12 protein-coding genes are annotated in these 12,250 nt (G+C 34.6%); 1 reads left to right on the forward strand and 11 read right to left on the reverse strand.

Annotated elements, in window-relative coordinates:
• Positions 1 to 163 precede the first annotated feature (163 nt).
• Complete coding sequence (locus tag AC4BB7_RS11965) at positions 164 to 1,447, forward strand: hypothetical protein (RefSeq protein ID WP_490483173.1); 1,284 nt, start codon at positions 164 to 166, stop codon at positions 1,445 to 1,447.
• Positions 1,448 to 1,508: 61 nt separating this feature from the next.
• Here AC4BB7_RS11965 and AC4BB7_RS11970 read toward each other — a convergent pair whose 3' ends face one another.
• The 11 genes from AC4BB7_RS11970 to AC4BB7_RS12020 form a co-directional block, all read right to left on the reverse strand.
• Complete coding sequence (locus AC4BB7_RS11970) at positions 1,509 to 2,378, reverse strand: AraC family transcriptional regulator (protein ID WP_490483174.1); 870 nt, start codon at positions 2,376 to 2,378, stop codon at positions 1,509 to 1,511.
• A 93-nt stretch (positions 2,379 to 2,471) separates the two neighbouring features.
• Positions 2,472 to 3,023, reverse strand: a complete 552-nt coding sequence (gene lepB / locus AC4BB7_RS11975) for a signal peptidase I (protein ID WP_490483175.1) — start codon at positions 3,021 to 3,023, stop codon at positions 2,472 to 2,474.
• Between the two features lie 12 nt (positions 3,024 to 3,035).
• Positions 3,036 to 3,704 (reverse strand): hypothetical protein, encoded by a 669-nt coding sequence (locus tag AC4BB7_RS11980; protein ID WP_490483176.1) that lies wholly within the window; start codon positions 3,702 to 3,704, stop codon positions 3,036 to 3,038.
• A gap of 11 nt (positions 3,705 to 3,715) precedes the next feature.
• Positions 3,716 to 4,846, reverse strand: coding sequence for a WxLIP family cell surface protein (locus tag AC4BB7_RS11985; protein WP_490483177.1), 1,131 nt, complete (start codon positions 4,844 to 4,846; stop codon positions 3,716 to 3,718).
• A gap of 255 nt (positions 4,847 to 5,101) precedes the next feature.
• A complete protein-coding gene (locus tag AC4BB7_RS11990; RefSeq protein WP_490483178.1) occupies positions 5,102 to 5,905 on the reverse strand; it encodes a WxL domain-containing protein in 804 nt (267 codons plus the stop codon).
• Positions 5,906 to 5,936: 31 nt separating this feature from the next.
• The gene (locus AC4BB7_RS11995) at positions 5,937 to 6,746 is read right to left on the reverse strand and encodes a WxL domain-containing protein (protein ID WP_490483179.1); all 810 of its coding nucleotides are present in this window, start codon (positions 6,744 to 6,746) and stop codon (positions 5,937 to 5,939) included.
• Complete coding sequence (locus AC4BB7_RS12000; RefSeq protein ID WP_490483180.1) at positions 6,743 to 7,102, reverse strand: EF2685/EF0750 family sortase-dependent surface protein; 360 nt, start codon at positions 7,100 to 7,102, stop codon at positions 6,743 to 6,745. The genes AC4BB7_RS11995 and AC4BB7_RS12000 overlap by 4 nt, the downstream gene beginning before the upstream one ends.
• Before the next feature lie 12 nt (positions 7,103 to 7,114).
• Entirely contained in the window at positions 7,115 to 9,586 is a 2,472-nt protein-coding gene (locus AC4BB7_RS12005) for a WxL domain-containing protein (RefSeq protein WP_490483181.1), read from the reverse strand.
• Between the two features lie 110 nt (positions 9,587 to 9,696).
• Positions 9,697 to 10,377: a winged helix-turn-helix domain-containing protein gene (locus AC4BB7_RS12010; RefSeq protein WP_490483182.1), complete on the reverse strand. Its 681-nt coding sequence runs from the start codon at positions 10,375 to 10,377 to the stop codon at positions 9,697 to 9,699.
• A gap of 194 nt (positions 10,378 to 10,571) precedes the next feature.
• A complete protein-coding gene (locus tag AC4BB7_RS12015) occupies positions 10,572 to 11,666 on the reverse strand; it encodes a tyrosine-type recombinase/integrase (RefSeq protein WP_490483183.1) in 1,095 nt (364 codons plus the stop codon).
• 414 nt (positions 11,667 to 12,080) lie between these two features.
• A complete protein-coding gene (locus AC4BB7_RS12020; protein ID WP_490483184.1) occupies positions 12,081 to 12,236 on the reverse strand; it encodes a hypothetical protein in 156 nt (51 codons plus the stop codon).
• Between the last annotated feature and the right edge of the window lie 14 nt (positions 12,237 to 12,250).

The raw sequence follows: 12,250 nt of genomic DNA on the forward strand, positions 1-12,250 counted from the left end.
TCGAAGAGTTATGTTACACTCTCTTTTTTTCTTATCTTTATCATCTAAAATTACAAAAAAAGAATATTTTTTCATTATACTAGCTATAAATTGTGCCTTTTAATACTTTTTGATATGATAATACAAAGCTATGTTTTTTCTACTAAAAGGAGCATACAAATTTATGGAAACTTACTTAGCAACAGAATTATATGCTATAAATTATCTTCAAATTGTTTGGGCTCTTCTAAATAAAAAATATATTGATAAAAAACAATCGATTCTATTATCTTGTCTATTGATTTTAGTCATCATTATTAGTTATTTTATTAGAACGCCGTATGTATTTTTACTACTGTTCACTTTTTTTGCCACCTCAGCAATTTTTATTGTACAACTTACAGGCAGTTGGATCTTGATGGCCCTCACTCCTTTTTTGATTAATTCATTAGTCATTATTTCTTGGCTGTTTACCTATAACTTGTTGGATATTATGTTTCAATTACATTATATCGATGCAGTTCAACGACAGTTTTTGGTTCCTTTTTCACTGCTTGCTCAACAAGTATGTCTTTTTTCATTAATCTTAGTGGTTAAAAAGGTCGATAAAAAATATATGATTTCTGATTCTATTTTGCATATTCGCAAAAGCTACAAGATACAATCAATGATTGCATTATTCTTTCTGGCTATTTTTGCTTTACTTAAACAAATTGCCGTTACTCATTTTTTTGTAGAATCTTTTTTTTACCTGACATTTTTATTACTCACTTTAAATCTAATTGTTTATACGACTGCTTATCTATATAGCACGTATTATCAAGAACAATTAAAAAAAGAAGTTTTATTCGAACAGTATAATCAGGAATTGGAAAAAATTACTATTTCAGATGAATTTAGACATGATTATCGTAATATCTTATTAAGTTTGATGGATTATATTGAGCAGGGTGAAAATCAACAAGCACTTAACTATATTGCTTCCATCACTGATTATTCGAAAGATTTGTTAGAAGAAAATTTTTATGATGAGCTTAGTAATATCGATATCCCATCTGTTCAAGGTTTGTTGATTTATCTAATTGAACTATGTGAAAAAGAACATATTCAATTTCACCTTTCCATACCTGATAAGATCCAAGAAACGAACATTTCAATTCGCTTGATCGATTTTTTACACTGTCTATCAGCCTTATCTGAATTCGCTGTAAAAGAAACCACGAACAGTAAAGAAAAAAATTTATATATGATCATAAAAAAAGAAGGCAATGTGCTTTATATTGAATTAACTAATGCAATTCAGCCTGAAAACAAGTTAAAAAAAATAACTGAACCATTAAAAATTCCCCAAAAATACTATAAGGAAAACGGTCTTAATACGGTGGTAAAAATTGTCCACCAGTATAACGAAACCGATTTTTCCCTTCAATCTAGTGAGAATCATTTTTTAGCATTACTTACCCTATAACTCAATAGATCATCAAAAAGTAAACAACCGATAGACTAAATAATCCGTCTATCGGTTGTTTTTATTCTATAATTTTATTTCGATACTTCAGAGGTGAAATCCCCACTTGCTCTTTAAACACATGATGAAACGTTTTTACACTAGCAAAGCCCGATTTTTCAGCCACTTCGATCATTGGAACTTTTTCATTCGCTAGGATAAATTTTGCTTGATTGACTCGATATTCCGTCAAAAAACTCATAAAAGTCGTACCCGTATTGGCTTTGAAAAAACGAGTAAAATAGTAAGTACTAAACCCACTGTACTTTGCGATTTCTTCCAATGTGATCGATTCTTCGTAATGATTTTCAACATAGGCAAAGATGCGATCGAGCTGTTCTAAGTTTTCCTTATACTTTATTGTAGAAGCTTTCGCTCCTTTTTTGACTTCCTTTTGCGTTTGCGGGAGTCTTCTATAAAAGGTTGTGACCAGTTCAAATAGTAAGCTAAAAAGCGCATAATTTTTCCCTATATTTTGATTTTCATATTCTTCAAATAATTTCTGTAACAGCTTCTTCATGTCCATCGCTAATGATTTTGACCACTTTGAACTGTGTTTTTCTCCTGTTTCAAATAATTCAATCAATGAATAATCTTTCACCGATTTTAAGCTTTTCTCATCAAATAGACTTAAGTCAAACTGATAAACGATTCGCTCACTATCAGGAGATGCTAAAAAATAATGGGGTTCACCACTGGCAAAAAAATAAATTTCCCCTTCGGCTACATGGACGATCTCATCACCCACACCAATGTTGACTGTTCCCCGTATTGAATAGATCATTTCAACTTCTTTATGCCAATGTGGGTAAACGATGGTCATCCCATCATTGATAAATGCTCTAAAAAGCAGGTTTTCTTCAAATTCTGGTCGTTCCAAATACACACTCATAGTAGCCTCCAGTTAAACTTACTACTTTCACTTTACCAAATTTTTCTATTTTTACAATAAAAATTGCAGTGTATCGTAGTATTTTTAACTGATTTAGAAACTGGTCAGATCATTCACAGGAAGCAGTCTTAGCTTGATCACACCAATAATATTGCGTGTCGCAATCAAACCATAATGACGACTGTCTGTCGCATAAGGGCGATTATCACCCAAAACGAGACAATAACCTGCGGGAATTTTTGCTCCCTTCAGTTCGCTGTTAAAAAAATTTTCTGTATAGTTTTTCCCATTGTACTGACTTTCATTGATTTCATCGACAATAAACTTTTCATCGACTGGCTCTCCATTGACCAATAGAATGTCATTATCATATTGGATCGTTTCATCAGCTAAGCCTATAACTCGGCGAATTTGCTGTTTTTCACCTATTTTAAAAACGATTAAATCAAAACGTTTAGGTTGTTTTATTTTTTTAGCCACTACTAAATCTCCGTTATGCAACGTAGGCATCATCGCATACCCTTGAACTCTTGTGCCTTTAAACTGAATCAGACTGACAATTAACAGTAGAGAAAACATACAAAAACAGGCAATAAAAAAATCTTTGATGTAAGGAAAACTTATTGTTTTTTTATTTTTTTTCATATGAATCCCTACTTATTCCTCTTTGCTTAATGCAGACTCATTAACTTTATAATAACTAAAAGCAGCTTTTTCATAGGCTTCACTTTTTTTTATATCTTCTAAAAAAGCATCTACTAATTGGGTATTTCCATAAAAATTATTGGTTTGTGTGCTGGCATTCATCCCTAGTTGTTTGACAATATTATAATAGCGATTCAATATCAGTTGCCCTTCTTCTGTATTGATTTTACTAGCTTTTTTTGTTCCTTGGCTAGTCATAGAAGTAGCCAAATAGCGGATGTTTTGCTGAATTTTTGCTTCGTCTTCTTCACCTTCTTTGGCTGTAGCCAATTCCTTTTCAAAATCTCTGATTAAATAATAGCATTTAACAAGTGTATCAGAATCATCTGATGTAAGATTCATTGATTGATAATAGGAGAGATAACTGGCACCACCAAACAATAACATCGCTATAATTAAAGAGATGCTTAAGGAAATAAGTTGTTTTTTTCTAAACTTTTTTAGATAAAGACGTTTTTGAGCAATACGCTTATTTTTCTTTCTATTTTTACTTTTTCTTTTTGGCAGTTTTGTCAGCTTTTTTTGAGTTCTGATCAACTGAAACAAAAAATAACAAGCTAAGAATAATAAGACGATTACAACAGATATTCCTCCAATAAATAGCTGATTTAAAATAGTCATTTTATCAGCTCCTAACGGTCTTTTCGTTTATTCTTGGATTTATTTGACAATTTCTTTCCATTTGGTCTTTTTTTTGATGGATTAATTGAATTTTTTTCTATTTTTCGTTTGCGTATTCTAACGAGGATAATAAAAATTAATGCAATCCCTACTAGCAAACCACCTACAATTAAGGCAATCAGCTGCCAGTCGATTCCTTTCTCTTGAACTAAACCGACATCTCGTTCATTAAATTTATCTGCTTCTTTTCGATCTATTGTAAATTCTTGATCCCAACTCCATTTTTTATCATCAGATGTTACTAGAATCTTTGCTTTATATTTACCCGCAACCATTTTTTCGCCATTCATGCTAACTGGAAAATTGATAAATGTGTTTGGTGCCATGCGCATCGCCGTTTGTTTTCGTTCATAAAGAATCGTTTCTTTGTTTTTTTCCGTTACTTGCACTTCTATGGTCATATTGTTTAAATACGCTGCTTCTACATTTGAAAAATTGACAAAAATAGCGTTACGTGCGTTATCTTGATTGGCTTTCACACTATTTAATTCTAAATTAGGTAATGGAAGTTGCTCATTTTCTTGTAATAATAAGCCAATGACATAAGCATATTGATTGATGATTTGTGAACCGCCTTTTTGATCTGATTCTTCGCCTTGATTTGCCCGCATCAGCTGTATACCACCTGCAATGATTCCCTCATACGCCGTCTCTGGCATTTGGATCGTCAGTTCAAGATCCTTTGTTTCTCCTGGGTTTAGCTCAACTGTTTTCGGTCCAGTTACAATCTCTTTAAAATCAAATTTCAATGAGTCATCATTTTCAATGGCAGAGTCGCCATATTCGATCACACCATTTTGATTGGTTTTTGCGCCATTCAAACCGACATCAACTGTTAATTTTTCTTTTCCAGGATTAGATAAAGCAATTTTAATTAGTTGATGATCATTAGGCGACATTTTCAATTTGTAAAATCCAATATTTTCTTCCATTTGATTTTCAGGGAAAGAAACTTTGTATGTAAAACCGGTTGCACCTCCTGGATCTTTTTCATTTGCATTTACTTGCTGAGTATTTCCCAAAAATATCATAACTATCAAGCTTAGTGTTCCTAAAAATAAGAACCATTTTCTTTTTTTCATAATTCACCTCATAAAATTGTTTCAGTATGTATATGAACGTTCAACATTGAATCGAACATGGTACCTACCCGATCTCCTTCACATTTTTATGATCAAATAGGTACTGTTCTAAATCAGCTCGTACCTTGCCGTGTTTCCAGCAATTTCAGCTTATTTAAGAAAACATTACTTTTTTCCCGCCGTTTATTTGGATTTAGAGAGCTGGACAAAACTGATTTTTCGTTTTGTCCAGCTCTCTACTTTTACAACACACAATTATTCTGCGGCAACAATTTTCCAAGTTACTTTTGCTGTATATGTGTCGATACTCATGTTTGAAGCGGTTGCTGAAGGAACAGTCAATTTCACAGAACTTCCGTCTGTTCCTGGGTTCCCAGCAGGAGCACCTGCGCCTGGTGTATAATCTTTACTTTGACCAAACTCCATTACATATGTTCCTTTCCCTTCTTTTGCAGTTTTATCAGCTGTTACAACTGTTTTAGAACCACCGCCAAATGCTAATTCAAAACCTGTTTTTGTATCTGATGGGACAAGATTTTTATTTTCGTTATCTGGTACAGCCATTCCGTTTAAATAGTCGATTGTAGAAGAATCTAAAGTCGTACTTCCATTTGCTGCGGTACCGGTAAACTGCTGTGTTAATTCAGCTGTTACAGTATAACCATAAACACCATTTGCACGAATATCTGTCCAACCGACGATTGCGCCACGCGTACCTACTCCTGCTGGTGTTGCTTTCGTTAAATCAATTGGTGCCGCGAAGGCCTCAACATCTTTACTTGATGTTTTGATTGTACCAAAGTTTAAATTAGAAACTTGGTCGATCATTAAAGCTCCGCCATCTTTGTTATCTTCGATATCAGGATGATCTGGTAATTTTTCACCTGGTTTTTCTGGGTCAGGCGTTTTACCGGTGCCTGGATCGCCACCTTCAATTACTTCTACTGTTCCTGTTGATGGTAACTCTTTTGGAGCTGCGGACGCTTGTGTTCCTCCTGCTAATGATGTTCCTAAAATGACTGCTACTAATGATACTGTACATAAACTTCTTACTTTCATTTGTTTACTCCCTTTCTTTTTTTGCTATTTATTAAGGCAACTCGGCTAATATCCAAGTTATCTCCGTTTGATATTGTACTGGATAGATTTTTGTCGACTCCGGTACAGTTAAAGTGATGGCTGAATTCGTATAAGCAGGTTTTTGGTACTCCTCATCCATAATTGCTTTGCCATTTTTGTCCACAAGTGGTTTTAGTGTAGCTGGTTGATTACTGCTATTCGTCTCAGAAGCCCCAAACTCGATTGTCCATACGCCTCGTCCTGTGTTAGGAGCCGCTGTTGCAACTTCATAAGCTGTATCAATAGCATTTAAGCCAATCGTTTCTCGCGTCACTGCTGGTGGCATACTCGTACTGCTAGAGTTAGCCCAGCCTTTGTCTAAAGAAAGATATGCACCGACTAACGACTGTTCTTCTTTATTTTGAATCACAGGATTGCTAAACTGCGTGCGCTGCTTGACCTGTAGTGTCCAACCAGTAGCCGCTCCTCTTTGATCAGTGATTTGAACATAACTGCCTCTAGGGGTCGTTTCATCGTAAAATTGTTGCGCTAATGCTTCATATTTACGATTTTTTTTTTGGATTAGTGCTTTGTTGAAATTTAGTGCTGATACATAGTCGATTCTAAGCGGGCCCGTTGTATGCGGACTTTCTCCAGGATCTGTTTGATTTCCCGGATTTTCTGGATCTATGATGTCAGAACGATCACTACCGACAACTCCTACACTACCAAAACCATTCAATGTCTCTTGTGACTCGGCATAATAGTGTTGAGCAAATCCACCTACACTTACAACAATTGCTACAGCACCTATCCAAAAAGACTTTGTTATTCGTCTCATTTCTCTTCCCCCTTTTTACTGTTTCGCAAAAACAGCAGACATAAAAGAAGAAGCAGAATTACTCCGCCTACCCAACCGTACTGTTGGATAAGTTCCCCTGTTTTGGGAAAGCGTCCTGTCGGTTTTTCGACATTTTGAGCGTCAGATGATGAAGGTTTACTGATTTCAGATGTGCTTAGCTCTGTAGAAGAACTTGGTTTTGTTTCTTGCGTTTCATCATAAAATATAATCTTGCCACCTCTAATAACTTGCCCGTCTCCGCCTCCTTCTGAAGCTTGAACAGGTGAGACCATGCCAAATATGCTAACTAATACAGTTAGAAAGAGGGTCAAAATCAAACGTTGTGTATTTTTCATATTTTCCCCCTTCTATGGTTGGCCAGCCATAATCTTCCAAGTAATCGTTCCAATATAATCTCCAGTGTACACAGTATCAGAAGAATTCATTTGAAGCTTTATGCCATCTGTTCCTTGGGCTGTCCCCCATGAATCACTAACCGTAAATTTACCATCTTTCCCTTCGTTATTGGCATAGACAACTTGCGCATTTGTGTCGAGAATCGTTTCTTTTCCTTGTTCTACATATCGAAGAGCATTGACTAATTCTTCACCCTTATTATTTGTCATCGGACTGGTCAGCGTTGCGGTCAAATGCCAGCCTTGAGTTGGATTTGCTCGTGTATCTGAAACGACCAGTTTTTCTTTGAAAACAGGATTTTCTACGCGTTTTGTTTTAGCGTCATAGGTTAGTTTGCCAAAATTCAAAGTTGCTGGAACCGAATCTAATGCTAAATTTCCTTGAAATTTATAGGTAACAGTTCCTGCTGCATAGGGCGTTGCATTTTCGGGTTCAGCATTATCCCAAGACAATTTTGTATAACCTTTCGCCACTAAATCAGAAACAATCGTTTGAACCGATTTATCGATTGTCAGGTCAACTTTATCTAGTGTATTTCCCTCTAATGTAATCGGTACATGCAATTCATTGTTTATTTCTCCGATAAATTTAACAGTCAAGGTTGCACTGATATCAGTGATAATAATAGTCACTTCTTTTTCAACACTAACGCCTTTGGCTGTTGTTAAAATTAGCATTACCTTTTGGGATCCAAGAATAGATGAATCAGGAAGCTTACCATCTTTATAAGTCACAGTGACTGGTTCATCTATCGCATTCTCTGTATCTACACGAAGATTATCAAGATAGGTTGTTTGCTGGTTTATCGTTGAAAAATCGGTGTCTTTCGGGAATGTCAGGTCCTTTTTGGGATCTCCATCTGGAATCCCTTCATACAGTACTTTTGCTAATGAATCCTCTGTAATTTCTGACGCGATATCTTTGTTGTGGACGACCACACCGGTCACACTGTCATTGACCTCATAGTGAATTTTGGTAGATAAGCCTTGTTCAAACAACATATTGCCATCGTCTTTACCACCCGTTTGGTAATTATAGGCAGCTTTATCAAATTTGAATGTGCTGTTTGGTTTTGCTGAAACTTTGATATCGAAGACCTTCCCATTGAATTCATCTGTGGTTGGATCTTTAGCAGTTAGCAGTAACTTACTTGAATTATCTGAATCAACCGAAATTGTAAATAAATTAGTCAAATCATCTGTATTTCCGTATGAACTAACTTTTATTTTTGTTAAGTCAATATCATAATAATCTGGAACAGTTGTTTCGATCACAAATTTATTATTACGATTGACAAGTCGATTATCCGCCACATCTTGAATGATGGTGTAGTTTAGATTTAGATAATCAGGGTCTTTGTGCGTTTGACTATTCGTATTGCCGATGACGACTGGTTTTGCAGGGGCAATTCGAGCTAGTGATTCAGTTTCATACATTACTAGCATTGGTGTACTTCTATTAGCTGAAAATGCAGTCGTATACGTTGTCCCTTGAAACATCTTATCTAATCTGGTATAACTTTTATCAAGAATATTCGCAGCCCCTGAAATATTGATCGTTTCAATAGGTGATGGTCCCAGTTGATAGCCCAGATTTTCGTCAGCATCTGTCGAAACAAAAATTCTACTAAAGTCACCATCAAAGTCTGTCTTGATCCGTTTTGCCATGTTAATATTGTTGTAATTCCAAATTCCTTTAACTGTCAATGGTAGCTTTGTTTCAGAATCATAAAATTCATAATGATAGGAAATTGTATCATCCTTACTATAATATTCTGAAAGATTACTTGACTGTTGATCGTTCATATTAGCGGAACCACTTTTCCCACCCATCATTAAGAAAGCTTTTTCCCAAAGGATTGGGGAACCGCTGGCAGTTAAATAGCTATTGTATAGCTTACGTTCACTAGAATCTAAAGCAAAAAAGTTTGCATCTGGATAGCCGCCACCTGGATAACCAGAGACATATTGAAAATTCAATTTATCAATAACCATCTTGATATCAATATCTCTACCTTTATAGATACCCGCTCTTCTAACCCAAACAGCGCGCTCTGGGTATAGGGCTTCGTCTTTAGGGTTAAAACTAATAACCTGACTTTTTCCTCTGAAGTTATGTTTATCCGAAGAAGTTGGAAATGTGTCTTTGCTTATGATATCTTCAACTTTTGATGCACCTACAGGTTCATAGATGATTTTATCTGATATCCGAAATTTTAATGAATAATCTCCTGAAATCTCAACTTTTGACGTAGCATTGATATCAATTGTATTCACACCAGGAGTTGTGATAAAATCCGAATACCCAATTGGCGGGGCTGCCATTAATTTATCATTTCTATTCATAGTAAAATAAAACAGGCCAATAGCAAGTCCAGTAATCACCGTCGCTATTCCAATTTGAACCTTTCTTTTTCTTCTCATTTTTTTCCTCCTTTCTATTTTAATAATTACTCAAAAATTTTTGCATCCCTCCTTTCAATGAAACAACTATTGGGGAAGATAAAGGAATTGGATGTTTTTTTATATTTTTGTTAATCAATAAGCTCTTTTGGAAATGTTAAAATATATCCTTTTGATCGAACTGTTTTAATCATATCTGCGTATTTTTTGTCAATCGTTTCTATTTTTTGACGAACGTGGAAAATTAAATTGGCTACTCGGTATTTCGGTGCTGATTCTTTTTTTTCCCATAAATAGTTGGCAATTTCCTCATAGGTTCGCACCGTATTTACAGATGTATATAAGTAATCTAGCAACATGAACTCTAATTTTGTCAGTATTATCTTTTTACCATCAATCAAAACGGTAAAACTTGACGAATCTAGGTAAAAAATACGGTTTTTATCTACTTCAGCCTCTTCTTTACACATAGAAAGCAGTCCATTTTTTATCGTCCAAGCGATTTCTTCAAAGGAATCTGTTTCCAATAGAAAACCTGTCACACCTAATTTTAAATAGAGGATCTTTTCAGTCCCTAAGGGCTCACTTGCTAAAATCCAAATTGGTTTTAATGTACTTTCTCTCACTTTAATCAACCACTGAAATAATTTTTCTATTTGAACATGTTCATTTTTTGGAAGAATGATCCCTTGAAGAGAGGTTAGTTCTGCCTTTTCTAAATCATGGACGGTAATATCAAAATCAGTAAGGAATCGTTCTTGTTGCTTTTCTCGTATCATTTGTTTATCTGAAAGTACCCCAATTGCGTACATATCTTTTCACATCCTTTTGTTTTTGCAGTATACTATCAAAGATAATTCCAATAGCTTATATTAATATTTTTTGTACATTTTTATCTTATTATCTGTTATAACAAGACAATGCCGATTAAAACCTTGATACAATCACTTCGTCTATCTCATTTGACGGCGAGATGACGGCTCTAACATATCAGCAGCATGATATGTTAGAGCGAGCTGACAGAATCTATCGCTTTTCTCTTCTCAGTCAAAAAAGAACTAATATATGTATCCAACGTCATTTTTATTGAACTATGCCCTAATAAATCACTGATTGTTGCGACAGTCGCACCATTTTCTAAGCAGCGAGTAGCAAAAGTATGTCTCAAGGCATGAAAATGAACAGGCGGAAGCTGGGCTTTTTGACTGATTTGTTTAAAATGATAATTGATCACTCGAGGTTCTAAGGCTTTTCTTTTCCCAACTACATAATCACTTTGTGCTTCGGTTTGTATTTTTTGAAGCAAATAACACATGTTCTGAGACAAGGGAATAATGCGAACAGAACTACTGCTTTTTGGCGAAAGCTCAACTAACTTTGTTTTTTGTTTTGCTCCTTCGGTAGCCACTCGTTGTAACGTTCGTTTCACTCTGATTACTTGCTCAAAAAAATCGATGTCTTGCCATTTTAAGCCAGCAATCTCTCCAATTCTCATTCCCGTTTCTAAAGCAATCAAAATCGGTAGGCCAGCTTTATGTTGTTTGGCTTCTTTTTCAAGTCTTTTTTGTTCTTGTTTTGTCAAACTTTGTACTGTACTTGATTTTTGTCTAGGCAGCTGAATCTCTGTACAAGGATTTTTCACAAGCAAAGATCGTTTGACTGCATAGTTTAGGCAACTTCTTAAAACTCTATACGTTGCGTGAATTGAGCTGATTGACAATTTATCCCGCAATGAGTTTAACCAAAACTCCACTTGATTTTTTTTGATCTTATCAATCGGTTGATCACCAAGAACAGGTAAAATATGGTGTGTCATCTTGGTAGAATAACTACTATACGTACTAGGCTTAACATCAGCTTTAATTTCTTTTAGCCAATAAGCCGACCATTCACTTAACGTTCCTTCATATTTTTTGATAAAAAGCTCATCAACATTTTGTTGTGTCGACTTTAAATGAATTAAGCGTTGTTTGACTTCTTTATATTTATGCCCATAAATGTAACCATAATGAATAGTGCCATTTTTTTTTCTGCCTTTTGCGTACCTTCCTTCCCAACGTCCATCCTTTCTTTTATAAATATTTTCTCCTCTTCTAGTCATTTAATTTCAATCCTTCCTATTTCAATAATTTGACGGCTAAACTGACGGCTAAAAACCCCTATTACTTGTTATTCTATTAAATAAACCACTCCAAAAACACGTTTATTTTAAAAAAAGATGAAAAATCTTTTTTTTATTCAAAAAAAATCTATTGACACCTTACTATTTAAATAGTAGTATGTGTTTTAGAAAGCTTCGTTATCCTAAAAATGACAAATAAAGCTTCCGATTATAACAGATAATCGGAAGCTTTTATTCGTTTTTTTGTCCTATTTTTAGTTATTTAAAACAAATTCCTTCTTTTTTCATCCTGACTATCTTTCAAAAAAAGCAATTAGATTTCAAAATTTTATTTATCTATAATTTTTATCTTGTTTTGTATAGCTTCTTTTTCCATAATATAATAGAAAAAAACTATTTCATTTTTTCTATTTTAGTCTTGATTTCTTCAGTAGAATAGCGTTTTAGCAATCTTTTTATTTCTCCTTCAACATTAAAGATACTAGCTTTAGTGTACCCTAAATTTTTAAGTGCTACAGTAACATATTGAATAAATTTTTCTTCTTTCAACACGATTCACTCCC

The sequence above is a fragment of the Enterococcus sp. AAFC-DPL-5182 genome (assembly GCF_058216605.1).